This window comes from Paraburkholderia sp. J41 (assembly GCF_905220235.1).
Taxonomy (GTDB): Bacteria; Pseudomonadota; Gammaproteobacteria; order Burkholderiales; family Burkholderiaceae; genus Paraburkholderia.
The window spans coordinates 12,623-38,742 of record NZ_CAJMZE010000041.1; the positions used below are offsets into that span (position 1 = coordinate 12,623).

Annotated in this window: 25 protein-coding genes; 11 read left to right on the forward strand and 14 right to left on the reverse strand. The window is 63.1% G+C overall.

What is annotated here, in order from left to right; translation table 11 throughout:
* Positions 1-172 precede the first annotated feature (172 nt).
* Positions 173-1,645 (reverse strand): mannitol dehydrogenase family protein, encoded by a 1,473-nt coding sequence (locus tag U5805_RS27805; protein ID WP_322106726.1) that lies wholly within the window; start codon positions 1,643-1,645, stop codon positions 173-175.
* A 110-nt stretch (positions 1,646-1,755) separates the two neighbouring features.
* Between U5805_RS27805 and manD the strand changes: the two genes are divergently transcribed.
* From manD to U5805_RS27820, 3 genes are all read left to right on the forward strand, one after another.
* Entirely contained in the window at positions 1,756-2,964 is a 1,209-nt protein-coding gene (manD, locus tag U5805_RS27810) for a D-mannonate dehydratase ManD (protein WP_322106727.1), read from the forward strand.
* Positions 2,965-3,063: 99 nt separating this feature from the next.
* Entirely contained in the window at positions 3,064-4,101 is a 1,038-nt protein-coding gene (locus U5805_RS27815; RefSeq protein ID WP_322106728.1) for an L-idonate 5-dehydrogenase, read from the forward strand.
* A 100-nt stretch (positions 4,102-4,201) separates the two neighbouring features.
* Positions 4,202-5,500, forward strand: a complete 1,299-nt coding sequence (locus U5805_RS27820; protein WP_322106750.1) for an MFS transporter — start codon at positions 4,202-4,204, stop codon at positions 5,498-5,500.
* 29 nt (positions 5,501-5,529) lie between these two features.
* Here the strand turns inward: U5805_RS27820 and U5805_RS27825 are convergent, their stop codons facing one another.
* Positions 5,530-6,645: a lactonase family protein gene (locus tag U5805_RS27825; protein WP_322106729.1), complete on the reverse strand. Its 1,116-nt coding sequence runs from the start codon at positions 6,643-6,645 to the stop codon at positions 5,530-5,532.
* Between the two features lie 290 nt (positions 6,646-6,935).
* On the opposite strand from U5805_RS27825, the gene U5805_RS27830 reads away from it, so the two are divergent.
* From U5805_RS27830 to U5805_RS27850, 5 genes are all read left to right on the forward strand, one after another.
* The gene (locus tag U5805_RS27830; protein WP_415914679.1) at positions 6,936-7,970 is read left to right on the forward strand and encodes an ABC transporter substrate-binding protein; all 1,035 of its coding nucleotides are present in this window, start codon (positions 6,936-6,938) and stop codon (positions 7,968-7,970) included.
* A gap of 52 nt (positions 7,971-8,022) precedes the next feature.
* The gene (locus U5805_RS27835; protein ID WP_415914680.1) at positions 8,023-9,516 is read left to right on the forward strand and encodes an ATP-binding cassette domain-containing protein; all 1,494 of its coding nucleotides are present in this window, start codon (positions 8,023-8,025) and stop codon (positions 9,514-9,516) included.
* The gene (locus tag U5805_RS27840; protein ID WP_322106730.1) at positions 9,513-10,478 is read left to right on the forward strand and encodes an ABC transporter permease; all 966 of its coding nucleotides are present in this window, start codon (positions 9,513-9,515) and stop codon (positions 10,476-10,478) included. Before U5805_RS27835 ends, U5805_RS27840 begins: the two co-directional genes overlap by 4 nt.
* Positions 10,475-11,458, forward strand: coding sequence for an ABC transporter permease (locus U5805_RS27845; RefSeq protein WP_322106731.1), 984 nt, complete (start codon positions 10,475-10,477; stop codon positions 11,456-11,458). Before U5805_RS27840 ends, U5805_RS27845 begins: the two co-directional genes overlap by 4 nt.
* A gap of 131 nt (positions 11,459-11,589) precedes the next feature.
* A complete protein-coding gene (locus U5805_RS27850; RefSeq protein WP_322106732.1) occupies positions 11,590-12,444 on the forward strand; it encodes a GntR family transcriptional regulator in 855 nt (284 codons plus the stop codon).
* A gap of 211 nt (positions 12,445-12,655) precedes the next feature.
* Here the strand turns inward: U5805_RS27850 and U5805_RS27855 are convergent, their stop codons facing one another.
* Entirely contained in the window at positions 12,656-13,261 is a 606-nt protein-coding gene (locus U5805_RS27855) for a helix-turn-helix transcriptional regulator (RefSeq protein ID WP_322106733.1), read from the reverse strand.
* A gap of 225 nt (positions 13,262-13,486) precedes the next feature.
* On the opposite strand from U5805_RS27855, the gene U5805_RS27860 reads away from it, so the two are divergent.
* The 3 genes from U5805_RS27860 (at position 13,487) to U5805_RS27870 (ending at position 17,775) form a co-directional block, all read left to right on the forward strand.
* On the forward strand, positions 13,487-14,038 hold the full coding sequence (locus U5805_RS27860) for a YebB family permuted papain-like enzyme (protein ID WP_322106734.1): 552 nt from the start codon (positions 13,487-13,489) through the stop codon (positions 14,036-14,038).
* 54 nt (positions 14,039-14,092) lie between these two features.
* Entirely contained in the window at positions 14,093-16,027 is a 1,935-nt protein-coding gene (locus U5805_RS27865) for an MFS transporter (protein ID WP_322106735.1), read from the forward strand.
* Between the two features lie 74 nt (positions 16,028-16,101).
* Positions 16,102-17,775, forward strand: a complete 1,674-nt coding sequence (locus tag U5805_RS27870) for a long-chain-fatty-acid--CoA ligase (protein ID WP_322106753.1) — start codon at positions 16,102-16,104, stop codon at positions 17,773-17,775.
* Positions 17,776-17,929: 154 nt separating this feature from the next.
* On the opposite strand, the gene U5805_RS27875 is transcribed toward U5805_RS27870, so the two are convergent.
* From U5805_RS27875 to U5805_RS27925, 11 genes are all read right to left on the reverse strand, one after another.
* A complete protein-coding gene (locus U5805_RS27875; protein ID WP_322106736.1) occupies positions 17,930-18,346 on the reverse strand; it encodes a hypothetical protein in 417 nt (138 codons plus the stop codon).
* Positions 18,347-18,591: 245 nt separating this feature from the next.
* On the reverse strand, positions 18,592-19,200 hold the full coding sequence (locus U5805_RS27880; protein WP_322106737.1) for a YdcF family protein: 609 nt from the start codon (positions 19,198-19,200) through the stop codon (positions 18,592-18,594).
* Positions 19,201-19,287: 87 nt separating this feature from the next.
* Complete coding sequence (locus U5805_RS27885; protein ID WP_322106738.1) at positions 19,288-19,935, reverse strand: OmpA family protein; 648 nt, start codon at positions 19,933-19,935, stop codon at positions 19,288-19,290.
* Positions 19,936-20,162: 227 nt separating this feature from the next.
* Positions 20,163-20,603 carry a hypothetical protein gene (locus tag U5805_RS27890; RefSeq protein WP_322106739.1) on the reverse strand — a complete coding sequence of 147 codons (441 nt, stop codon included), beginning with the start codon at positions 20,601-20,603 and terminating at the stop codon, positions 20,163-20,165.
* Positions 20,604-20,799: 196 nt separating this feature from the next.
* Positions 20,800-21,258 carry a dual specificity protein phosphatase family protein gene (locus U5805_RS27895; RefSeq protein WP_322106740.1) on the reverse strand — a complete coding sequence of 153 codons (459 nt, stop codon included), beginning with the start codon at positions 21,256-21,258 and terminating at the stop codon, positions 20,800-20,802.
* The gene (locus U5805_RS27900; RefSeq protein ID WP_322106741.1) at positions 21,255-21,710 is read right to left on the reverse strand and encodes a hypothetical protein; all 456 of its coding nucleotides are present in this window, start codon (positions 21,708-21,710) and stop codon (positions 21,255-21,257) included. The genes U5805_RS27895 and U5805_RS27900 overlap by 4 nt, the downstream gene beginning before the upstream one ends.
* Before the next feature lie 50 nt (positions 21,711-21,760).
* Complete coding sequence (locus U5805_RS27905) at positions 21,761-22,951, reverse strand: MGDG synthase family glycosyltransferase (protein ID WP_415914681.1); 1,191 nt, start codon at positions 22,949-22,951, stop codon at positions 21,761-21,763.
* A 104-nt stretch (positions 22,952-23,055) separates the two neighbouring features.
* Complete coding sequence (locus tag U5805_RS27910) at positions 23,056-23,994, reverse strand: phosphatidate cytidylyltransferase (RefSeq protein ID WP_322106743.1); 939 nt, start codon at positions 23,992-23,994, stop codon at positions 23,056-23,058.
* A 2-nt stretch (positions 23,995-23,996) separates the two neighbouring features.
* Positions 23,997-24,614, reverse strand: coding sequence for a lysophospholipid acyltransferase family protein (locus U5805_RS27915; protein ID WP_322106744.1), 618 nt, complete (start codon positions 24,612-24,614; stop codon positions 23,997-23,999).
* Positions 24,607-25,254 carry a CDP-alcohol phosphatidyltransferase family protein gene (locus U5805_RS27920; protein ID WP_322106745.1) on the reverse strand — a complete coding sequence of 216 codons (648 nt, stop codon included), beginning with the start codon at positions 25,252-25,254 and terminating at the stop codon, positions 24,607-24,609. Before U5805_RS27920 ends, U5805_RS27915 begins: the two co-directional genes overlap by 8 nt.
* 479 nt (positions 25,255-25,733) lie before the next feature.
* The gene (locus U5805_RS27925) at positions 25,734-26,111 is read right to left on the reverse strand and encodes a lysozyme inhibitor LprI family protein (RefSeq protein WP_322106746.1); all 378 of its coding nucleotides are present in this window, start codon (positions 26,109-26,111) and stop codon (positions 25,734-25,736) included.
* Positions 26,112-26,120: the final 9 nt, after the last annotated feature.

Consider the following 26,120-nt stretch of genomic DNA (forward strand, 5'->3'; position numbering starts at 1 on the left):
TGCTTTCAGGACGGTCTGTGCGCAATACGAACGCGCGTTCAGGAATTCGAGGTTCCAAAAGGCAGCCGATGGGCAAGCGGCAGAGTGGCTCTGCCCGGCAGAGCCTGCCGCGCGCGTGCCGTCCGAAGATCGCTGCCGGAAGTATTCGACCGGCATAAGGCGCAACCCCGCTTCAGGCGTAGCGCTCGATAGCCCTTCGGGTTCCGCCCCGCAAGGCCTGAACGGCGCGCAGCAGCGCCGTGCGCAATGCCTGCGTCTGCGCAAGCGGCGCCGGGAACACGTCCGTGATTTGCAGCATGGCGTCGACGAGCTGCCGGTCGTCGCGCGCGCCAGTAGCGGTTCGCACGAGCCGCTCGGCAAGCGGGTCGCTGATCTCGTGGCGCTCGCCGCGGTCCGACTTTCCTTCGAGAAACACGAACCATGCGGCAACGGCAAGGGCGAGCCGCTCGAAAGGCCGACCCGAATCCAGCCGTGCCGCAATGGTCGCCAGAATGCGCGGCGGGATCTTCTGGCTGCCGTCCATCGCAATCTGGGCGCAACGATGTTTTAGCGCCGGATTCGCATAACGTTCGAGCAGGGCGTCGCGATACGCCAGCAGGTCGAACGACGAGGGGACGTTGAGCGTCGGCGCGATCTCCTGCGTCATCATCTGGTAAATGAGCGCGCGCAGCGGCGCGTGATTCACCGCTTCGCTGATCGTTTCGAAGCCTGCCAGCATCGAAAGATAGGCCAGCGCCGAGTGCGTGGCGTTGAGCATGCGCAGCTTGGCGATCTCGAACGGCGTGACGTCGTCGACCAGTTGTGCCCCCACCGCGTCCCACGCAGGACGGCCCGCAGGAAAGGCGTCCTCGACCACCCATTGGCGAAACGGCTCGCACGGCACCGGCACGTTGTCGCGAACGCCCAGTGCGGCGAGCGCGGCGGCGCGATCCGCATCCGTCGTGGCGGGAACGATGCGATCCACCATGGTCGACGGAAACGACACCTGTTCCCCGATCCAGGCGCCGAGGCCCGCATCGAGCCGCGTGGCGAACGACACCACCACTTGCCGCAGGGCCGCGCCATTGTGCGCGAGGTTATCGCAGGAAAGCACCGTGAACGGCGCCGTGCCGCTGGCGCGTCGCGCCTTCAGCGCCGCGGCAAGAATGCCCGGCACGCTGACGGGTTCGCCGGGACGCGCGAGGTCGTGCGCCACCTCGGAACGCGTCAGGTCCACGTCGCCGCTTCGCGCGTCGCGGCAATAGCCTTTTTCGGTGACGCTCAGCGAGACGATGCGCACGCGCGCATCGGCGAGCAGTTCGAACAGTCGTGCGCGATCGAATGGCATCGCCAGCACTTCGCGCAGCGCGCGCGCGACTGTCACGCGCACACCGCCGGGGCCATGTTCGACGATGCTGTACAGGCCGTCCTGCGCCATCAGCGCGTCGCGCTTGGCTACGTCGCCTTTAAGCGTGACGCCGCAAATGCCCCAGTCGCCGCCGTGCGCGAGCATGGCTTCTTCCGTGTAAAGCGCCTGGTGCGCGCGATGAAAATTGCCGATGCCGAGATGAACTATGCCGATGGCGGGCGTGCGCCATTCGGCTGAAAGCACGTGACCGGACGAGGCGCGCAGGGTGTCGCGCGAAAGCGTGAGAGGTGGCGTCATGGAGGGGCGGAAAAGGTGTCGCGTGGTCGGCGAGGGAAAACCCGTAACTTGATGTGACATACTGGTATGGTAGTATGTTCTGAAATCGTTGCCCATTTAAGGAAATCCCTATGAAGATCATTCGCGCTGACGTCATCGTCACATGCCCGGGCAGAAACTTCGTCACTTTGAAAGTGGTGACGGACGAGGGCGTGCATGGCATTGGTGATGCCACGCTAAATGGTCGCGAACTGGCCGTCGCCGCGTATTTGCGCGACCACGTGTGTCCGCTGCTGATCGGGCGCGACGCGAGCCGCATCGAAGACACCTGGCAGTTTCTCTACAAGGGCGCTTACTGGCGGCGCGGCCCGGTGACGATGACCGCGATCGCGGCGGTGGACATGGCGCTCTGGGACATTCTCGGCAAGGTCACGCATCAGCCGCTCTACAAGCTGCTGGGCGGGGCGTCGCGCGAAGGCGTGATGGTCTACGGTCACGCGACGGGCCGCGATATTCCCGAGGCGCTCGACCGTTACGAGGAGCATGTCGAACAGGGCTACAAGGCCATCCGCATTCAGTGCGGCGTGCCGAACATGCGCTCGGTATATGGCGTCGCAAAGGGCAACGGCATGTACGAACCCGCGACCAAGGGCGCGGCGGAGGAGCAGAGCTGGTCCTCGGAAAAGTATCTGGATTTCGTGCCGAAGCTGTTCGAAGCGGTGCGCGACAAGTTCGGCTTCGACACGCATCTTCTGCACGACGTGCATCACCGTCTCACGCCGATCGAAGCCGCGCGGCTCGGCAAATCCGTCGAGGCGTACCGCCTCTTCTGGATGGAGGACCCCACGCCCGCCGAGAATCAGGAAGGCTTCCGGCTGATTCGCCAGCACACGGTCACGCCGATCGCGGTGGGCGAGGTCTTCAACAGCATCTGGGACTGCAAGACGCTCATCGAGGAGCAACTCATCGATTACATTCGCGCGACGCTCACGCACGCGGGCGGCATCACGCATCTGAAGCGCATCGCCGACTTCGCTTCGCTCTATCAGGTGCGCACGGGTTGCCACGGCCCGTCCGATCTCTCGCCGGTCTGCATGGGCGCGGCGTTGCATTTCGGTCTCTGGGTGCCGAACTTCGGCGTGCAGGAATACATGGGTTTTCCGAAAGAAGCGCTTGAAGTGTTCCCGCATGCATGGTCGTTCGCGAACGGCATGATGCATCCGGGCGAAGCGCCGGGCCACGGTGTCGACATCGACGAAGCGCTCGCCGCGAAATATCCGTACGAACCCGCCTATCTGCCGGTGGCGCGCCTCGAGGACGGCACGCTCTGGAACTGGTGAGCGCCTCCCGCGCACGCTCCGCAACCACGCCGCACGACACCCCGCACGACACCCCGCAAGACACCCTATACGCCCTCCGCGAACGATCAAGGATTCGACATGCTCGCAGCCGTTCTCCACGAAGCCAGACAACTTCATATCGACGAACTCGACGCGCCCCAGCCCCTGGCGGGCCAGGTGCAGATCCGCGTGCGCGCGGGCGGCATCTGCGGTTCGGACCTTTCGTACTACTTCAAGGGCAAGAGCGGCGACTTCGCCGTGCGGGAGCCGTTCGTGCTCGGTCATGAAGTGGCGGGCGAAGTGGCGGCGCTGGGCGAGGGCGTGACGGGCCTGCGCGTGGGGCAGCGCGTGGCGGTGAATCCGGGCCTGAACTGCGGCACGTGCCGCTTCTGCGTGAAGGGCATGCCGAACCACTGCCTGAACATGCGCTTCATGGGCAGCGCTTCCACGTTTCCGCACATGCAGGGCATGTTCCGCCAGTACATCACGGCTTCGGCGCGCCAGTGCGTGCCCGTGCCCGATTCGCTCGATTTCGCCCAGGCGTCGATGGCCGAGCCGCTGGCGGTCGCGCTGCACGCGCTGCGCCAGGCCGGCTCGCTCGTCGGCGCGACGATGCTGCTGGTGGGCTGCGGCCCGATCGGTTGCATCGTGCTCGCCGCCGCACGCAGCGCGGGTGCGCACCGCATCGTCGCGCTCGACCTCGCACCGAAGGCACTGAAGACGGCCGCTTCGCTCGGCGCCGACGAAACCGTGCTGGCGGGCGATTCGGCCCGGATCGACGCGTGGTCGCGCGAGCGCGGCACCTTCGACGTGGTGATCGAGGCGTCGGGCAGCCCCGCGGGTCTCGACACGGCGTTGCGCGCGGCGCGCGCCGGCGGCACGGTGATCCAGCTCGGCAACCTGCCGGCCGGCCAGTCGCCGGTGGCCGCGAATCTCGTCATGGCCAAGGAGCTGCGTTATCAAGGCTCGTTCCGTTTCGTCGACGAATACGCGTTCGCGGCCGAACAGATCGCTTCGCAACGCATCGACCTGCGCCCGCTGATGACGCACGTGTTTCCGCTTGCGCAAGCGAACGAGGCCTTCGAGGTCGCGCACGACCGCAATCAGTCGATGAAAGTGCATTTGAAGTTCGACTGAACGCTCCACGAAATCCCGGGTTGGAACCGGCGGCCGCCTCACGACAACAAGCGGATCACGCGCGCAACGCGCCGCCGGAAAATGAGTCAGGAGACACATGATGATCAGAAGCCAGCGATGGTTCGTCGTCGGCCTGCTGTTTCTGGCGGGCGTCGCCAATTATCTGGACCGCGCGGCGCTTTCCATCACCGCGCCGCTCATCCAGAAAGACCTTCATTTCACGCATGCGGAGATGGGCGTCGTGTTCAGCAGCTTCTTCATCGGCTATGCGATGTTCAATTTCGTCGGCGGCGTGCTGGCGGACCGCATCGGCGCGAAAAAGGTGTTCGGCGGCGCAATGGGCGTATGGTCGCTTTTTTGCGGCGCGACGGCGCTCGCGAGCAGCTTCGCCTCGCTGATCGTGTTGCGCGTGCTGTTCGGCATGGGCGAAGGGCCGTTCAGCTCGTCGAACAGCAAGATGGTCAACAACTGGTTTCCGCGCCGCGAAGTGGCGAGCGCGATTGGCGTGATCAGTTCGGGCACGCCGCTGGGCGGCGCGCTTGCGGGGCCGATCGTCGGCTTTCTTGCGATCCGGTTCGGCTGGCGCCCCGCATTCGTCATCATCATGGTGATCGGGCTGGCCTGGCTCGTGCTGTGGTCGCTCACGACCACGGAAATGCCGCAAGGCAACCCGCGCGTGAGCCAGGCCGAACTGGCGCTCATCGTCGAAGGCCAGCAGGCGGACGTGTCGATGACGCACGACGCGCAAGGGCGCCCGGCGGGACTCGGGCATTACCTGCGCCAGCCGCTCATTCTGGCGACCGCGTTCGCGTTTTTCGCCTACAACTACGTGCTGTTCTTCTTTCTCTCCTGGTTCCCGACGTATCTGACCGAGGCGCATCACATGTCGTTGCGCAACATGAGCCTCGCGACGGTGGTGCCGTGGCTGCTCGGCTCCATCGGCCTGGCCTGCGGCGGCTTCGTCACGGACGCGATCCTGCGTTGGACCGGCAATCCGCTGCTGTCGCGGCGCATCGTGCTGTCGGTGTGCCTGGGCGTGGCCGCGCTTTGCGTGGCGCTGGCGGGACGCGTGGCGGACACGCAAAGCGCGGTCGCCCTCATGTCGGTCACCACGTTCTTTCTCTATGTCACCGGCTCCGTGTACTGGGCCGTGATTCAGGACACCGTGCGCCGCGAAAACGTGGGCGGCGTGGGCGGCTTCGTGCATCTGCTCGCCAATCTCGCCGGCGTGATCGGCCCTGCGGTGACGGGCTTCATCGTCGAAGCGACGCATGGCGCTTACGGTGCCGCTTTCGTGCTCGCGGGCGGCGTGGCGATCCTCGGCGCGCTGTGCGCGTTCATCTGGATTCGCGAGCCGCGTGCGAGCGGCAGCAGCGCGAGGCCGGCCCGCGCGGCTTGATGCCGGTGGCTCCATCCGGAGCCTCGGCCCTAGGCGAGCGCCTTCACGCACATCGGCGTACCGACGCGCGCTTCGTCGGCCAGATCGAGCAGCGCGCCGCTCCGTGCATCGATGCGCCACACGGCGAGCTGATCGCTATCCTGATTCGCCACCAGCAGAAAGCGGTTCGACGGCGAAAGCGTGAAGCTGCGCGGCGTTCGGCCACCGCTCGGATGAATGCCGCGCCGCTGGGCGAGCGCGCCGTCGTCGGCCAGGGCATAGACGCCGATGCAGTCCGCGCCGCGAAACGAGACGTACAGAAAGCGGCCGTCGTTCGACACGGCGAGATCGGCGGCGTGGCTGCCGGCGAGCCCATCCGGCAGCGCCGCGATGGTTTGTTCGAGCGCGACGCCGCCGTTTTCACGCGCGTAAGCGAGCCGACTCAAGGTGTTGTTCAACTCGTTGACGACATAGACGCAGGGCAGCGACGGATGAAACGCGAGATGACGCGGCCCGCTGCCCGCAGGCAGGCGCAACGGCTCGCGCAGCGGCGGGAGCAGGCCGCCTTGCGTGTCGATGCGATAGACGCTCACGGTGTCGGCGCCGAGATCCGTCACGAGCGCGAAGCGATTATCGGGCGAGGGCGCGATGCAATGCGCGTGCGGCACGCTTTGCCGGTCGGCGTGCGGACCGTGGCCGTCGTGCCGGTAGGCGTTGCGGGCGGGCAGGAGCGTGCCGTCGTCGTGCAACGGAAAGCTCGCCACATGAAACCCCGGCGTTTCGTCGCGCGCTTCATGCGCGTAGTTTGCGACGAACGCGTGCCGGCCCGCACGATCGGTCGTGCAGAACACACTGAGGCTGCCGCGCGTGGCATGCCGCTCGCCCAGCGGCGCGAGCGTGCCCGTTTGCGCGTCGAAACGCCAGGCGCCGATCGATCCCTCCGCGTCGCCGAAGACTTCGCTCGTCGCATACAGCACGCCGCGCGCGCGCAGGGGCGCCAGATAGGTGGGATTGTCCATGCCGCCGAGCGTGGCCAGCGGGCTGAGCTTGCCGGTGGTTTCGTCGAGCCGCAGCGTCGTGATGCCGCTGCCGTTGGCGGTTTCGAAATGCGGCACCGCGCGATTCAGGCTGCCCACGAATATGAGCGCGCCGTTGCTGGTTGTCATCGAGTCTCCCATACGATTCATGCCGAGGTTCGAGCGATCCGGAAATTGCCTGGAACGAAGTCTACGCGTGCATCGCTTCGCACGATGTCGGGCAATTACCTACTTGTATGGTAGTAGGTTGATCATTATGATTCATCTCAGGGCGGACGTAACCAGCACGAGCCCGCAGCCGGTAGCAAAGAGCCGGGCATAGCGGCAACGACTGGCAAGCGGCGCGCGCGAGCCGACATCAACCGGCGGTCCGACGACACGACCCGACCGGACATTCAGGCCGATTCAAGGAGACCACAGTGGCATTCCATCCCATTCGTGCAGCACAATTCGTGGCCATCGTCGGCCTCGCGATCAGCACGGCGGCCGCGGCGGCAGTCGCGACCGGCGACACGTCGAAGGACAAGATCGCGCTGTCCAACAGCTACGCGGGCAATACCTTCCGTCAGCAGCAGCTCAAGAGCTGGGCCGAAGTCGCATCGCAGGCGAAAAAAGCCGGCCTCGTGGCCGACGCGCCCGCCTACACCACGGCCGAAAACCAGGCGACCGAGCAGGCCCAGCAAATCCAGAATCTCGTGTTGCAGGGCTACAAGGCCATCGTCGTCAACGCCGCATCCCCGACGGCGCTCAACGGGTCGATCAAGCAGGCGTGCGCGGCGGGCGTGGTGGTCGTGTCGTTCGACGGCATTGTGACGGAACCCTGCGCGTATCGAATTGCCGCGGACTTCCACAAGATGGGCGCGGAGCAGGTCGATTTTCTTGCGAAACAACTCAACGGCAAGGGAAATCTGCTCGAAGTGCGTGGACTCGCCGGCGTGTCGGTCGACGACGAGATTCATCAGGGTATTGTCGACGAAATCAGGAAGTACCCGAACATGAAGATCGTCGGCTCGGTGTACGGCCAGTGGACCCAAACTGTCGCGCAAAAGGAAGTGGCGGGCGTGCTGCCTTCGCTGCCGCAGATTGACGGAGTCGTCACGCAAGGCGGCGACGGCTACGGCGTGGCGCAGGCGTTCCGTGCCGCCGGACGCAAGACGCCCATCATCATCCTCGGCAATCGTCAGGAAGAACTGGCCTGGTGGCAGCAGCAGGGCGTGAGCACGTACAAGACGATGTCGGTCGCGGCCGATCCGGGTTCGTCCACGTTTGCGTTCTGGGCCGCGCAGCAGATTCTCGCCGGCAACAAGCTGCCGCACGACATGTCGTTGCCCACGCTGACCGTCACGCCCGAGTCGCTGGCGAGCGTGCTGCCGAAGACCGCGCCGGGCACGGTGGCGAGCGACGTGTTCTCGCGCGAGCAGGTCGTGAACATGGTGCTGGGCGCGAAGAAATAAGTCGCGGGTGTCGACGGCGCGGAATCACTCACCAAACCTGCGGAGCCTTGCAGTGAACCACTCTGAAAGCATCCTGCTTGGCGCGCTACCGGGCCGCCCGCGCGCGCAGGCGCTTCTGTCGATCCGCAAGCTGGCCGTGTCGTTCGGCTCGGTGCGCGCGTTGCAGGGCGTCGATTTCGACTTCGCGGCAGGCGAATGCGTAGCCATCGCCGGACACAACGGCGCGGGCAAATCCACGCTGATGTCGGTGCTTGCCGGCGCGCGGCGCGCGACCGAAGGCGTGGTCGAGATCGACGGCAAGCAGCATGCGAACGGGTTCGATGCGGCCGTGGCGCGCACGCTCGGAATTCGCTGCGTGTTCCAGGAATTGTCGCTCTGCCCGAATCTCACGATCGAGGAGAACATGCGCGCGGTGCATCCGCAACTGCGCGGCATGGGCTGGCGCAAGGTGGCACGGCGCATCATCGAGGCGCAGCTCGACGCCATCTTTCCCGGCCACGGCCTGCGCGGCACCGATGTGGTCGGCGATCTCACCCTCACGCAGCAGCAGATGGTGGAAATTGCGCGGGGCTTCGCGGAGGTGGATGCGTCGGTGCGGCTCGTGATTCTCGATGAACCGACGTCGAGCCTCGACCGCTATACGGCGCAGCAACTGCTCGGCTATATCCGCGCGAGCGCACGCAGGGGCATTACCTGCATTCTCATCACGCACATGCTCGAAGAGATGCTGCAAAGCGCCGACCGCGTGATGGTCATGCGCGACGGCCAGATCGTCTCCACGCTGCCCGCGTCGAATCTCGAGAAAGAGCACATCATTCGCGCGATGGGGCAATTTTCCGAGGCCGTCGAGCCCGCGACGCGACGCGCGGCGCGCAGTGCGGCCGAGCCGGCATTTCAATGGCGCTTCGGACCACGGCGGCGCACCACGGTCGAAGCCGCGCGCGGCAGCATCGTGGGCTTCGCGGGACTGGCCGGGCAAGGTCAGACCGACGCGCTGCTCGCCATCTACGCCCAGGCGCGCAAGCGCGGCTCGCGGCAGACCGTCGCGTTCGTCGCGGGCGACCGGCGCGCCGACGGCGTGTTCGCCGACTGGTCCATCGCGGAAAACTTCGATATCCGCTCGCTTTATGACCGCCAAAGCAAAACCTGGATTGATCGCGCGGTCCTGCGCGAGCTGTTCGACACGTGGAAAGCGCGCATCAACATTCGCGGCGCGGGAGCGGCGGACCCGATCCTCGCGCTCTCGGGCGGCAATCAGCAAAAGGTGCTGTTTGCCCGCGCGCTGGCGGCCGACGCCGAACTGGTGCTGATGGACGACCCGATGCGCGGCGTCGACATCGGCACCAAGCAGGAGATCTACGCGCTGTTGCGCGCCGAAGCCGCCAAGGGGCGCACCTTCCTCTGGTACACCACGGAAAACGACGAGTTCGCCTATTGCGACCGCACCTATGTGTTCCGCGCGGGGCAGGTGACGCGGGTGCTCGATGCCAGCGAATGCAATGAAGAGGCGCTGCTGGCCGCCAGTTTCGACGAGGTTCCCGCATGAATTCGACTCCGGCCACGACGGCGCTCGCCCGACCGCGCCGCCGCCCCAATCTGCGTGCGGCGTTGCCCGTTGTCTCGCTGCTGGCGGTGCTGGTACCGATGGCGATCATCCAGCCCAACACGCTCAGCTATTTCGGCATGGTGATGCTGCTGAACCTGGGCGTGCCCATCGTGTTCGCGACGCTGTCTCAGCTCGCGGTCATCACGGCGAACGAACTCGATCTGTCGATCGGCTCGTTCGTGAGTCTGGTGGCTTGCATCGGCGCCACGCTGCTGGTGCAGCATCCCTTGCTCGGCTGGCTCGCGCTGGCCGGCTGCGTCGTGCTGTACGCGCTCGTCGGCGCCTTGATCGAGTTGCGGCGCATTTCTTCGGTGGTGGTGACGCTCGGGCTGTCGTTCGTCTGGAACGGCGCCGCCGTGCTGCTGCTGCCCTCGCCGGGCGGCACGAGCCCCGGCTGGCTCGGTGCGCTGATGGGCTTCCAGTCGCCCGTGATTCCGGCACCGCTCGTCTGGACCGCCGGCATCGCGCTCGTCGCGCACTGGCTGCTGATGCGCTCGCCGCTGGGCGTGGCGCTGCGCGGCGTGGGCGGCAATCCGGCGGCCATGCGCCGCTTCGGCTGGTCGATCGTTCGCGCCAAGGCGCTGCTGTTCGGCTGCGCCGGGGTGTTCGGCGTTTGCTCGGGACTCGCGCTGCTCGGCCTCACCACCTCGGCGGACGCCAATATCGCGCTGCGATACACGTTGCTTTCGGTAGCAGGCGTGATTCTCGGCGGCGGCGAATTCGTCGGCGGCCGGGTGTCCGCGCTCGGCGCCGTGCTCGGCGCGATCACGCTGACGCTGGCGTCGTCATTTCTCTCGTTTCTACAGATCGCACCCGAATGGCAGATCGGCCTTCAAGGACTGATCCTGATCGTCGTGCTCTCGCTGCGGCTCGTGTTCGGTCATCGTAAAGGTCAATCATGAATTCGACGCATCCGGCGCGGCCGGTTCGAGGTCTCGCCCTGGCCGCCGCCTTGCATAAAGCGCCCTGGCTGTGGTCGGTGGGCGGCGCGCTCCTCGTGGGCGTCGCGGCCATGATGACCTTCGGTGCGACGACGGCGGGCAACATGCTTTCGGCGGCGTCCGCGTTCGTGGTGTTCACGGTGTTGGTCGGGCTCGGGCAGATGCTGGTCGTCACGAGCGGGCCAGGCAATATCGACCTGTCGATACCCGCGGCCATCTCGCTCTCGGGCGGCGTAGCCATGCACGTGATGGGCGCGCGCGACGGCGCGCTGCTGCCGGGCTTGGCGGCGGCGCTGGGCGTGGGCGCCGCGATTGGCTTCTTCAATTACGCATTGATCCGCGCGCTACGCATTCCGCCGATCATCGCGACGCTCTCGTCGAGCTTCGTGCTTCAATCCATCGCCATCAGTCTCGGACGCGGCAGCGCCGCGCCGCCGCCGCTGCTCGAAAACTTCGCGCTGAGCCATGTGGCGGGCGTGTCGAGCCTGGCGTTCGTGGCGCTTGCGGCCACACTGGCGGTGGCGGTCGTGCTGTTCCGGCTGGTGGCGGGCCGCAGCCTCTCCGCCGTCGGCCAGAACCCGCGCGCGGCGAATCTCGCGGGCGTGCGGGTGGAGCGCGTGCGCTGCGCGACCTACGTGAGCTGCTCGGTGCTCGTGGCGCTGGCGGCGGTGTTGCTTGCCGCGTTCTCCGGCGGGGCGACGCTCGATATGGGGGCGGACTACATGCTGCTTTCCGTGGCGGTAGTCGTGATCGGCGGCACGCAGGTGTCCGGCGGTCGCGCGAGCCCGACGGGCGTATGGGGGGCGGCGTGCTTTCTGTTTCTCATCAACGCGCTGCTCAACGCCAGCGGCACGGGCGCAGGTGTGCGGGCTATCGTGTATGGCGCGCTGATCATCGGCGTGACGACGATAGCGGGGGGATCGCCCGCCGCGCGCCGCTAGGTTGCGAGCTGGGCGTACCGGGGAATCGCCCGCAAACATAGTAGTATGGCGGTGAACATGGCGACGGCCCCGTATGACGACGACAATGCCCGGCGGACCATCGCGTAACTTTTCTTGCCGCAACCACAACGATGAAAGCAGCCAAATCCGCTGGAGTCAGCCCCGACGTCAGCCCGGCCAATACGAGTTATCCAGCGCTGACGATTGCCTCGCCGAAGCGTGCGCGACGCCGTCTCGGCGCGACCGGTTCGGAGCCGGCGGCGCTGCCCGATCTCCGCTCGCAGTTGTCGACCGAGTCGCCTGAGCCGATTACCCGGCAGATTTATCGCGCACTGCGTCAGTCGATCTTCGCCGGGGAAATGGTGCCCGGTACGCCACTTTCCGAAAAGGAAGTATCCGACATGTTTCAGGTGTCGCGCCAGCCGGTGCGCGAGGCGTTCATCAAGCTCGTCGAGGCGGGCGTGTTGCAGGTGCTGCCGCAGCGCGGCACGTTCGTGAAACGCATTTCGCCGCGCCGCGTACGCGAAGGCCGTTTCATTCGCGAGGCTATCGAAACGGCGGTCGCGCGCAAGGCGGCCGAGCACATCACAAAGGAACAACTCGATCGGCTCGCCGACAACCTGCGCGAACAGCGTGTCGCGGCGAAGGCGAACGACACGGCCGCGTTTCTCGCGCTGGACGAGGCGTTTCATTGCACGATCGCGCAAAGCATCGACTGCCAGGCGGCATGGGACACCATTCAGGACATCAAGGCGCAGATGGATCGCGTGCGTTATTTGAGCTTGCCCGACGATTCGCCGCTCGACCATCTGATCAAGCAGCATGCGAAGATTCTTGCCGCGCTGAAGGCGCACGATGCCAGCGCCGCCGAAGATGCGATGCGCGCGCATTTGCGCGAAATTCTGGTGACGCTCGGGCCGATTGCGGCGCGCAATCCCGCATGGTTCGAAGCCGACGAACGCGAGATCGTCGCGCTGGCCGATTGAGCGTGGGCGCGGGCCGTCCGCACGGGCGCCGCGCTTTTTGCCGTACTGCGTTTTCGTTCTTTAGCGAAGTCTACGGACTTCGACCATTGATGTTTTTATCCGGCTTCCGAGCAGATTCCGACGGCTACATCCCCGGAAACGCTTGGGACCTGATCGGATAAGTTGGGAGAAGGAAGCTGTCAATTAGAATAACCGGCGATCGCCTTTATCTCTAGATAATCACCGAGGCCGAATTCCGCGTGCTCGCGGCCTTCAGCCGGCGAAGCTCGGCTGCCAGCTCCGTGCGGGCCGCGTCGGTCAGCATGCCCTGCACAAACTCCAGCGTCTCGCCGTGCCCGTTGAAGCTGCTTTCGAGAAAGTCATCGAGCCCATGGGTACAGAAATACTGACGGATCGGGCCGCCCGGGATCCAGTCGAAATCGCGCGCGACAAGCAGGCGAATCCGGTCGCCCGGCATCAGCGCGATCAGGCCCATGCTCTCGAGTGTCAGCAGGAGCTTGAGACACGCGGCGCGCGTCAGTCGGTAGGCACGGATGATGTCGTCTACGCCCCAGTGGTTCAGCGCGCAGACAGCCACCAGCATCAGGCGTTCGTCCGAGACCAGTTGCGCTTCCTTGGCCGCGCTCAGCATTCGCAACGCCGGAATGGCCGGCGCCGATTCCTGCACCAGGTCGGACAGCGTCAGGCCGAGTAGCCCGCACACCTCTTCCAGCCGGTCGAGCGTGAAGCGGCCTTTCGCGAAGAGCCGCTTTACGCTTGGTTCCGAGAGCCGGAGTGTTTGTGCCACATCGCGATAGGTGAGCCGTCGGGCGCGCAACTGACGCTTCAGGGTTTCGACGAGTCGAGCGGATTCGGACGTCGTGAGGTATTGGAAAATGATACCGAAAGGGCGATTTTAAGCCACCGGAATAAGGAGACAGGCATCCGCCGACACTATGGCGGCACAATTCGTCGGGTCCTCCACGCAAGAGTCGCCTTCATGCCATTTCCTTCGTCTGCACCTGCTGCACTGCCGTCAACCTCAGGGCTTGCTGGCAAGCTCATGCCGGGCGACCTGTTGTTCATCCGCGTCGCGTCGCGGCCATTTCTCGAGATCGCGACCGCTACCCGGAGCTGGACCAATCACGTCGGGATCGTCGTCGACACGACGAGCAACGAACCACTCATCGCGGAGAGCACGTTTCCGTTCGCGCGCCTCACGCCGTTATCCAGTTTTGTCGGGCGCTCCATGCAGGGCAAGGTCGTTGCGTCCCGGCTGGCTGTTGCCCTTGGTGCGGCGCAGGCCCAACCCATTCGCGCTGCGGCAGCGCGGCGCACCGGCATCTTCTATGACACGGGTTTCAATCTCGATTCGCGCCGCCAGTTCTGCTCACGTTTCGTTCATGAAGTGCTCGACGAGGCACTGGATATGAAGATCGGCGAGGTGCAGACGTTCGAACAGCTTTATGCCGGCAATCCCGACGCGGATCTCCGGTTCTGGAACGCCTGGTTCCTCGGCCGCATTCCGTGGGAGCGCAGGACGGTCACGCCGGCCAGCGTGCTCGAGAGCCCGTTCCTTGACCTGATCTTCGACAACCGTTCGCCGTGCCGCTGATCCGAGTCGCCGCGACACCCCTGATACTTCAGGCAACCAGCGTTTTCTCATGCCATGCACCAAAGCACCTCAACGCCCACGAATCGCCCCGGCCATGCGGTCACCCGCCCGTCGTCTGCTGCCGCCCTGCTGCACGAGCGCCGTTTCGCACCGTTCTTCTGGACGCAGTTCTTCGGGGCACTGAACGACAACGCCTTCAAGGTCGGTTTCACGTCTCTCGTCACCTATGAGGCCGCGCTGTTTCAGGGGATAGACGGCAGAACGGCCGCTTTCCTGATTCCCGCAGTCTTCGTACTTCCCTTCGTCCTCTTTTCTGCAACGTCCGGCCAGATTGCTGACAGGTTCGACAGGGCGACGCTGACCCGCTTCGTCAAGTCTTTCGAGATTGTGGCAATGCTGATCGGCGGCACGGGATTCTGGTTGCACAGCGCGCCGCTGCTGTATGTATGCACTTTCCTGATGGGCATGCATTCCGCGCTGTTCGGACCGGTGAAATACGCCTATCTGCCGCAGCATCTCGCCGAAGGGGAACTGGTTGGTGGCAACGGGCTGGTCGAAACGGGGACGTTCGTCGCGATCCTGCTCGGCACAATCGTCGGCGGCTTCGCGGCGACTACGTCGCATGGATCGCTCGTGCTCGCTGGGCTGGGTATTGGGGTCGCGGTTGCCGGACGGGTGTCTGCGGCGTTTGTGCCCGTGTCGCCGGCCCCGCAGCCAGCATTGCGCATCGATTGGAACCCTGTCAGCGAGACGTGGCGCAATCTGGGTGTCGCCCGCACCGACCGTACGGTTTTTCTCGGGCTGCTCGGAATCTCGTGGCTGTGGTTTATCGGCGCAACGTTTCTGTCATCGTTCTTCAGCTTTGCGAAGGACGTGCTCTATGCAAACCCCGACGTCGTGACCGTGCTCCTCGCGACGTTCTCACTGGGCATCTGTACGGGCTCGTTGCTGTGCGAACGTCTCTCGCGTGGACGCATCGAGATCGGGCTCGTGCCCCTCGGTTCGATCGGCATCAGCGTCTTTGCCATCGATCTCTTTTTGGCAAGCCACTCGCTTCCGTCAACCGGGCACCTGCAGACGGTCGGCACATTTCTGGGCGCGCCGTCACACTGGCGTGTGCTGGCCGATCTGTTCCTGCTCGCCGCGTTTAGCGGGCTCTACAGCGTGCCGCTGTACGCGCTCGTCCAGAGCCGCAGTCCCGAGAGTCACCGGGCGCGCATCATGGCTGCGAACAATATTCTCAATTCGCTCTTCATGGTGGCGTCCGCCATGATCGCGATGGGGCTCGGCGCCGTCGGGGTCGGTGTGCCCGGCCTCTTTCTCGTGACAGGGCTGCTCAACATCGCCGTCGCCGTGTATATCTACTCGCTCGTGCCGGAATTCATGCTGCGCTTTGTCGCATGGCTACTGGTGCATACGATCTACCGCATTCGTCTCGTGGATACGCAGCGCATCCCGGAAACGGGCGCGGCCGTGCTCGTGTGCAATCACGTGAGCTTCGTCGATGCGATCGTGATCATGGCGGAGAGCCCGCGTCCGATCCGGTTCGTTATGGACCACCGCATCTTCCGCTCGCCCTTGGCGGGCTGGCTCTTTCGCCACGTGAAGGCAATCCCGATTGCGCCCGCGCACGAAGATGTCGCGCTGCTTGAGCGTGCCTATGAGCGCTGTGCGGAGGCCCTTGCGCAGGGAGAACTGGTCTGCATCTTTCCGGAAGGCAAGCTGACCCGCACGGGCGAGATAAACGCGTTTCGCCATGGCGTCACGGAAATCCTGCGCCGCTCGCCGGTGCCGGTCGTGCCGATGGCGCTGCGTGGCCTCTGGGGGAGCGTATTCTCGCGCGACGCTCAGGCACGCGTGCCGCGCCCGCTGCGCCGCGGCGTCATGAGCCACCTCACACTCGCCGTGGGCGAACCCCTGGCCGCGGCGGAGGCCTCGCCGCAACGCCTGCAGCAGATCGTGCATGACCTGCGTGGTGCGCGCCCTTGAATGCACGCACCGCTTCAATCGACAAACGCCCGCAAACGATCTTCGAAATTTCTACTGCTGCACCGAACGACAAAATGAACAAGAACTGGCTCAATTCCTACCCGGCTGGCGTACCCGCTGAAATCGACATGACGCGTTATTCGTCGATTGGCGAACTGTTCGAGGAGAGCTTCCGCAAGCATGGCCCAAAGCCGGCGTTCGCCTGCATGGGCCGGTCGATCAGCTATACGCAACTGGACAAGCTCTCGCAGCGGCTCGCCGCGTGGCTGCAATCGAAGGGCCTCGCGCGCGGCGCGCGTGTTGCGATCATGATGCCCAACGTGCTGCAATATCCGGTCGCGCTCGCGGCCATACTGCGCGCGGGTTATGTCGTCGTGAATGTGAATCCGCTTTATACGCCGCGTGAGCTGGAGCACCAGCTCAAGGACAGCGGCGCGGAGGCGATCGTTGTGCTGGAGAACTTCGCAGTGACGTTGCAGGCCATCATACAGAACACGTCAGTCAAGCATACTTTGGTGGCGTCGATGGGCGATCTGCTGGGCGCGAAGGGCTTGATCGTGAACTTCATGGTCCGGCGCGTGAAAAAGATGGTGCCCGCGTGGCACCTGCCCGGGCATACGACGTTCACAGCCGCACTGGCCGAAGGTGCACGGCGGCCGTTCATCTCCGCAAGGCAGGGGCCCGACGACATCGCGTTCCTTCAGTATACCGGCGGCACGACCGGCATTTCGAAGGGTGCGAAGCTGCTGCATCGCAATCTGATCGCCAACCTGCTGCAGACCCAGGTGTGGCTCGAGCCAGCACGCACGAAGCGTCCGGACGTCACGCAGTTCACGACTGTCGCTGCGTTGCCGCTCTATCACGTGTTCGCGCTCACTGTTTGCGCGTTGCTCACGATCCATACCGGCGGGCAGGCCGTGTTGATTCCGAACCCGCGGGACATGGCGGGCATGATCGAAACGCTGCGCGCCTACCGCATCACCATGTTCCCGGCCGTGAACACACTTTACAACGCGATGCTGGAGCACCCGGACTTCGGTCAGCTGGATTTTTCGCAGCTTTTCGCGGTGGTGGGCGGCGGCATGGCAGTGCAAGAGGCGGTCGCGAAACGCTGGTTCGAAAAGACCGGCGTGCCGATCATTGAAGGCTACGGACTCACGGAGACCTCGGCGTGCGTGACGTGCAACTCGCCAGTGTCCACAGCGTATAGCGGTGCGATCGGTCTGCCGCTGCCGTCCACGGAGGTGTCGATTCGCGATGACGACGGCAACGAACTCGGTATTGGCCAGTCTGGCGAACTCTGCATTCGCGGGCCGCAGGTGATGGCGGGATACTGGATGCGCCCCGACGAGACGGCGAACGTAATGACGTCCGATGGCTTCTTCAAGTCGGGCGATATCGCCGTGATGAGCAAAACTGGCCTTGTGAAGATCGTCGATCGCAAGAAGGACATGATTCTCGTCTCGGGCTTCAACGTCTATCCGAACGAGATTGAGGACGTGGTGGCGCAGCATCCTGGCGTATTCGAAGTCGCGGCAGTCGGCGTGCCTGACCGGCACTCCGGCGAAGCGGTCAAGATCTTCGTGGTCCGCAAGAGCAAAGCGCTGACCGATGCCGACCTGTTCGACTGGTGCAAGGAACGGCTCACAGGGTACAAGCGTCCAAAACTCGTCGAGTTCAGGGAGGTGTTGCCGAAGAGCAATATCGGGAAGATCTTGAGACGGGAATTGCGCGATGGAGCCGCCTGAGCGAGTTCACATCGGACTCAGGCCATCGGTATCCGGAGGTTGATGAAGCGGTCGCCCGAAGCAGGTTTCGCACGCGTCCCGGGTTTCGGGTCGGAGATGTTGAACCCGGAGACGCCATTGATGCAGCGGGGTTTATTGTGACAACTGATGAGTTTCAGGGGCAGCGGCCGGCAGGCCTCTTTCTGGTAAACCGGCTTGCTTGTTCGAGCGTGCGAACTGATAGGTAGCGCATTTGTACCGCACCGGCGGGCGTTTGAATCCTGCCGATTCGCCAATAGAAGCAGAGATCCCACGCGAACAGCGCAAAAGTCCACTGCGCGGCGTGCGGCAGGCGGTCGATCCAGTGCAGGTTTAGATGCGCGAGAACCGCGGCGTAGACCGCGATCTCGACGCCACGGAAGGCCCGCATCAGGATATGGCCGGAATTGAGATTGAAAACGAGTTCCGTCCAGACCGTGCGTTCACGGCGCATCGCTTTCAGCAGGAGCGCTTCCGCGAGAATCAGGCTGCCTCCCACGGCGCAAGCGATGGCGGATGGACTCATGCTGGACAATTCCCTGGTGTTGGCCATGTTCTGGCTTCACAAATCCCGCCGCAGCGAATGTGCGCCGACCGAACCGGAGCGATGCATCCTTTCGTGACGACGGCGGATGTAAAGTCGGACATGCGATTGTAAGCAATGGGGTTATCGAAAACGCAGGCCTTCATGTCGGCGACGCGCGAATCGCACTTTCCTCATCGCCGCCGCCTTTGGTGCATAAAGGCGGCTTGGTGTACGTAGATGTCCGAATCTTTCAGGCACGCCAAAGTCTGCATTTACCGGAACAGACTCAACAGCCACAAAACCGGGCGGATGGTGACGGGCTCCGCGGACGGATTCAACGTGAGACGAATCCTGTACACCACGTAGGCGGGAACCTCGCGCCAGCTTGAATACAGGTCAAGTGAATGAAACTGATGCGGATAGGCACCGAATATCGCGAGCGCGTTGGCGCCAGCACGTTCGACAGCGAGACGGGCACGTGGAAGATGATAGTACTGGCTGATCAGCATGACGGATGCAAGATGCTGCTCGTGCATATACGCCACAAGATGGCGGGCGCTGGCGAGCGTGTTGTCACCAGCATTGTCGGCGATGATGGCCGTCCCCGGTACCCCGTGTGCCGTCAGATATCGCTTCATGGCAACCGTTTCGTCGCCGCGCGGCACATCGATGCTTCCCGTTATAAACAGCCGGCCACACATCCCTGCCCGGTAGCACTGAAGGGCGACGTCAAGGCGTTGGACCAGAATGGGAGCGGGCGTCCCGTCCCGGTCAAGCGCGTTTCCGAATATGACCGCGACTTCGGCCTTGCCGTCCGGCATCAAAATGCCAGTCACACAGATCACAACGGCCGCAAGCGCCCACGCCACAACCAGCAGCATCGCCATCTTCTTGAACAGCGAATATATCGTCTTTGTGTATCTCATATTTCATGATGCTTCGGAGCGCTAGTCGAAATTGTCCCGAGCCTACTGCGTTGGGGTCCCGGAAACTTCCACTTCGACCCTGCGATCCGGTGCAAGACAAGCGGCAGCTTTCACGCGGACGCGCTCGTTGCAGGCCGCTGTTACCCGATTGTTTGCCCCTTTTCCCTCGGCATAGATCTTCGCCTCGGGTATTCCCTTGCTAACAAGGTACGCCTTGACAGTGAGCGCACGACGCAGAGACAGTGCGTCGTTGTAGGTTGACGCACCCAAGTGGGCGGCATAGCCGGTGACTACAACAGCTTCCAGTCTCCAGAATGGCATCTGGCTTACCAGGTAATCCAGGCGTTCCCTACCACCGGGTTTGATTGTTGTGCGATCAAAGTCGAACAGTACGTCCGCGTGAGGGGGCCAATAATCTACGATTGTCAGGGGAGGCGGCGCCTGCGTGCGTTTCGCAGGCGAAGCGACCATAGCGAATGCGCCTTCGCACCGCGTATCCGCCGTCGCAGGTGTCCATGCGGCATCGCGCCAACAGAGTTCACTCGTGCCGTTTTTCCAGGTAGACGTACCGCTGTCATCCTGCCAGTTATCGGCAGCTTCTTGTTGCCGGGATGAAGCAGCGTGCGCCTGGATGCCGACAGAAAGCGCAGCAACGACAGCACAACGAACCAGGAAAAGTAATCTACGCATGTATCGCTGATCTTTGGTGTCTCTGTTCGTTTGCCCGCTTGCGATAGGTGGCTTCGCGCCCATGGAACCCGGAATGATTCCAGGTGCCGCCATCAGTGGCGGCGTCGCATCCTTCAGGTCACAAGAATGCCCGAATGGTCCATCACCTTAATTCTTTGCATTTCTCAAATGTGCAAGTCTCAGAGGCGGGTCCATCGCACTTTTCGATAGCGTGTTGCTCCGGGACGTTACGCGACGTGTGACAGTTCTGGCTTGTCGGCCCGGTGTAGCAAAGCGTCAATGGCTCTTTCGGCGGCCATGCCGTGTTCGCCAGCGTAAAACAGCTGACCGCTGATGGCGACCGAATCGAGCTGAATCTCGTGGTGGACTCTCATGCATTTCGATAAATCATCGAAGAGCAGGAACGGTACGTCGCCACGGATGAGATCGGCGACGTCGCCAAATCCGTGCGCGAGCAGCTTGTGAACCAGGCTATCGAGGCTACGATGATTGCGCGCGTCGACCGAGGGATACGTAATCGAAATGATCGCGATTCCCTGTGTCTGGAGGACCTTTGAAAGCAGATGTGCCATTTCGCCGGCGGTAAGGCCCGCGACGTCTTCCGACGCTGACGCCTCAATGTGCAGTTGTGGAATGATGGAATCAAGTTTCGAAATCAGACTGTTCACGGTTTTTCCCTGTTTGGTGTGGCGATTGAGGCGGCCCCGAGTGTAGCGCGAGGAGCGTCGGGGTTTAGCCAGATGTGAAATTTCTAAATTAGATAGGATGACGTATAAACATTGATGGTGAATGAATTTGAGCAACGGACACTTCAGCACGTCTTTGACGAAGGGCTGCTATCGCACGTTCGAGGAAACCGTGCGCCTATGCCTCGATTTGCCTGCGAAGCTGCTCGATGTCGACGTGTTCGAGATAGCGTCCGATGTTGCGCCAGATCGTATGAAAACCGAAACCGCCGTGCTGGAGTTCGTGCAGCGCGGCCGCCTTGGTCCAACCCTGGCAGACCACTCGATAGAGTGCGCAGACAAGCCCGGTGCGGTCCGCGCCGTGCTGACAGTGGATCAGGATGGGACCGCCGTTCTCGGCCGTGACAAGCACCTTGAGCGCGGCAACCATGTCCTTGTCGCGGATGCGCCATGTGTTGACCGGAATGCGTATTGTCTCGACTCCGGACCCCGCGAGGATGCCATCGTCCGAGTGAAAGGCGCGGAAGCTGAGCACCTTGCGGATGCCCAGTTCCTGCAGATGCGCCACATCCCTGCGGGTCAGCCTGGCGCTGCGATAGAGCGAGGGGGTGATGCGAAACAGGTTGTTCACGGTCATGTCGACGACGCCTTGACGCCCGATGCATTCCGGCGGTCATGCGAGAGGAAGAAGAGGAGAGCCGCGGCGGCGCTCATGGTCCAGTAGTCGGTAGGCGCGACCCAGAACCAGTGAATATGCCACGGCACATTCTCTGGCCTGAAACGGGCAAGCCCATAAGCGGGGTTCAGCACGAACCAGAGAAAGTCTTCGGTTAGCCAGAACAGCATGATGCAGGCGATGATGCGCGCCTCGATGCGCCACGACCATTGCCAGTTGAATACCGGCGGCAGGTGAAAGAATAACGCCATGAACGGGAAAACCCATGCGTGATACCCGGTCATCGGGCGACCGCCCCAGAAGAGATCGAGCAGCCAGTGCTTTTCGATACGCCACGTCGGCAACCTGGCAGCCCAGCCGGCACTACCTTCGATCTGGATTTCGACGTTGGCGAAGAAGAAGCCCAGTAGCATGACCCACGCGATCAGGACTAGAAAGCGGCAGCCCGGAAGTAAGGCGCGTTTCATGTGGATCTGCCGGTAACGGACGCCTCGGTGGGCACCGTGTCGGGCTGCCGATAGGACAGGTGATCGAGCACCCGGTCGAGCACCATGCGGCCCGCAAGCGGTTTGCCAAGCGGCAGGATGCGCTGGCGCATGACGGCAAGACGTGCCGGTTCGTCGAGCAACGCACGAATGCGGTAGACGAGCGCGTCGACATCGATGGCCTTCATGGCGACACCCTGTTCGAGCAGATAATCGGCGTTGCGCTCTTCTTGGCCGGGAATGGGCGAGGTGACGATCATCGGCAGGCGCATCGCCAGGCATTCGGACGTTGTGAGGCCACCGGGCTTGGTAATGGCGAGATCCGCGCACGCCATCAGCCGTTCGACCTGATGCGTAAAGCCTTGCGGAAAGAGGCGTCCAGGGTGTTGTGCGGCAAGCGTCTGTAGCGATGCGAGCATCGCCTCATTGCGGCCCGCCAGGGCGACGATCTGGAAACCTGCATCGATCTCAAGGAGCCGCGCCGCCGATCTCTCCAGGCCCGCGAGGCCCGCTCCGCCCGACATCAGCAGAAACGTGGGCTTATATGGGTCCAGGCCAAATCCGGCTGCACACGATGCACGGTCAGGTGCGTTTCCGAAGATGGGCATGATCGGGATACCGGTGACGTGTACCTTGTCGCGCGGCAAACCCCGCGAACGCATGCGCCATGCGATTTCGTCACTGGCGGCGAAGTAGCCAGTCATGTTCGGTACGATCCACATGCTGTGGAGGTCGAAGTCGGTGACCTGCACCCAGACAGGCGTCTGTAGCCGCGCCTGGCGAATTTCACGGGAGAGGATTTCCGCGGGCAGGAAGTGCGTGCAGATAATGGCGTCGGGCTGAAGTTGTGCGATTTCGGCTGTTAGCCGTCTGCAATTGACGCGCTCCACCGCGCGCCTGATCTTCTGCGATAGTGACGCGGGATCGGCTTCGTCGGTCTTCTGGTAGAGATAGCCCCATAAGGCCGGCCTGCTCGTCACGAACTCGATATAGAGATCGGTATAGACTTTGCGGAAGGCCGCAGGGACGTAGTCCATGACGTCGAGATGGGTGGCCGCGATGTCCGCCGGGTGAATGTCCGCGAAAGCACGAAGGGCCTCGGCAGCCCGCGTATGACCTGCGCCAGCGCTTACGCTCAGCAGCAGGATCTTCATTTTCCGTTTGACCATTTTGGATGCCGGTGCAGCCGGCCCTGTGCTGGGAAGGTCCATCATTTGGTCGTGATGCTGTCGTGACATGCGTGCGTGTGATTTATGGCTCGGTGCGAGCGACGTCACGTATTCAGCGCGAAAAAGTAGCGTGTGAGGTGAAAGAAGACGGGTGCGGCAAAACAGATGGAGTCGACGCGATCGAGCATGCCGCCGTGACCGGCAATCATGACGCCCCAGTCCTTCGCGCCCATCGACCGTTTGACGGCGGAGAGCACAAGGCCCCCGATGAAGCCGCCGGCTACCGTGACCGCTGACATTACCGCCGCCTGCCAGGGACTGAACGGCGTGAGACCGTGGAGGAGCGTTCCGAGGCAGATGGCGAGTGCGCCGCCGCCAATCAGGCCTTCCCATGTTTTGGAAGGGCTCACGAGGGGAGAGAGCTTGTGCTTGCCCCAGAGCTTGCCGCAGACATATTGGAATACGTCACTTGACTGCACGACCAGAAGGAAGAACAGCAACAGCGGTCCGTTATTGTCAAAGTAGTGAGGCAGGGGCAGCAACAGCAGCGCGGGGGCGTAGCTCAGCGAATACACGCACACCATCAGTGCCCACTGGAGTCTGGCGTTGCGTTCGAGAAAATCGGTCGTATCCTGCGCGAACGCGCTCGCCGCTGGGAGCATGAAAAACATGTACACGGGCATGAAGATGGCGAAAAGGCCATACCAGTGAAACGCGACCAGCAGATACTGAACGGGCAGCACGACGTACCAGGCGAGCACGAGTGGCCAGTAGTCGGCTGCCCGGGTCGGTGTGAGCGTGATGAATTCGCGCAGCGCGAAGAACGAGCAGATGAAGAACAGGAAGAGCGTTGCGTAAGGGCCGAGCCACAGCGCGCCGCTGACAACGGCGATCATGACCCACCACGCCGCGATGCGCTGGTTCATGTTGGAGATCGTCGCATTGTCCGCGCCGAGCTTTACGCGCAGCACGGCTCCCGCAATCGTGAAGGCAAGGAGGAGGGCGAGCACCCCCACGATCGTGATCCAGAATACGTGTGGCATGGCTAGTTCCGTACTGCGTTTTGAAGCTGGACGACCGCGTCTCGGGCCGTGGCGAGGAAGTCGTCCTTGCCAAGCGTCGCTGCGCCAGGCACGGGCGCTCCAAAGATAACCTGACAGTTGATCGGTACCGGCAGCATCCTGCCCTTGGGCATTGCGCGCAGGAGATTGGTCAAATGTACGGGTACGAGTTGAACGTCCGGGAACTCGCGCGACAGCCAGTAAAGGCCGCTCTTGAACGGGCCAATCTGCCCTGTCTGGTTGCGCATGCCCTCGGGGAAGATGATGATCGACGAGCCGCAGGCGAGGGCGTCCCGTACGGGCTGGAGCGGATCTTCGCCTTCCACGCGCTGGCGCGTCACATAAACTGCCCCCAGCACACGCTGTGCAATGAAGCGGCGCACTGGCGTGCTATCCCAGTAGTCGCGCGCTGCTGCTGGACGTACGTTCACGCGCAGCGCCGGCGGCAGCGCCGACAGAATTGCGAGGGTATCGGCGTTGCTCGAATGATTGGCGAAATAGATCGTCTGCCGCGCTGACGGTGGCGCACTTGCAAAGCGACCGCGCGCTCCCACCACTAGCCGTATGACACCAAGCAGCACGCTTTGCATCAGGTTATCCATGGTTGTTCTCCCCGGCGCCTTGTCGGGCACGGTGCAGGTCGCGCACCAGCGTGCGCGTGCGGGTGATGCAGGTGAGCGCGCTGCCTGCGGCAATGATCACGAGACCCGCGAGCAGGCAGAAGTGTGGCCGATGCAGCCAGGTTTCGACGATTGTGCCGAGACATGCGAACGTGAGCACGGCCATCCGTTGCTGCTTGGCCATCGGCCCGATGAAGCGCTGTGTTAATCCCAAAGCGCCGCCAGTTACACGAACATAGGCGGTTAGTGCGGCAAGCAGTGACGCGGCCCAGCCGAGCGATTCCGCGCCGCCCGCGTAGCCTGTCGCGACAAGCAGCACGCTGTCCGCGACGCGATCCGGAAATTCGTTAAAAATTGGTCCGACGATGGACTTCTTGCCGCCTTCCACAGCAACGAGTCCGTCGATGACGTTGCACAGTAGTCGCAACTGGACGCCCGCGACGGCGATCAGCATTGCGGACACACTGTCGATTCGCAACAGCGCCAAGGCGCCTATCGCAGCAAAGACTACGCTCGCGCATGAAATCTGGTTAGGCGTGACGGGCGTGCTGGCGAGCCAATTGGAAAGCTCGATGACCAAGGTGTTGGAGCGGGATTTGATCGGGCGCCGGTTGTCTTCCATGAGCCGTTAAAAGGAGGGGGAGATAAAGCGGGCGTAGCCAGCGAGGAAGTTTGCCCGATTGCCATGTGCAATCCATCTGCCTGCCGTGCAGTTACTCCGTCGGTATGGCCTTGCTGGAAATGCTGAACTTCTGACCGTTGATGTCGAATGCGTCGACTTTCGTATAGCCATCGTCTCCGCCATACGTGGTGCGAAGCCGGATGCTGTAGTGGCCGGTTCGGAAAGTATTGCATCACGCAAAGACATGAAATCTCCCAGTTGATCAGGAAGCAGGCGGGATGAAAAGCACTGGGTGGCGCTAACCAGAGATCATGGCTGGCGTCCGCCATGGCGAATGGGTTCTACCTGCTCAATACTGTGTCCTCCAGCGAATTGAACCCACCGAGCAGAAGCGACGCCTCAGCGCATTTGCGTCTATCGCGCCCTATTCCGCCTGCGGGCATCGCAGGCCACGATGACGCAGTGATGGCACGCGGACTTCACTGGCCGAGTTTCGACTCCGCGCAACCCGTGCTGTTGCACTCGCGCTCCCTTTCCCGGAGGAAGGCGAGACGCTGCTGCGTCATATCGACCGCACAGTCGAGGTTGACGAAGAATCCGGATTCCTTGGTTTCGCTGCATGCTGCGTCCCGCTGCCTGATCCAGGAAACCTGACTTCGTTTCAGCATCGCCTGCTGGCCGGTCGACAGACGCTTTTGCAGCGTCGCATATTCGGAATTGAGATCATGGTCGACCTGCGCAAACAGGTTGCCTGAGCAATACACATCGTCGAAAGCATTGCGAGGTTTTGCACAACCTGCCGCATATGCGCCGCCCGCGAAAGAAATCGCCGCGAGGGTAAGAAAGAGTCGTTTCACTGGAATATC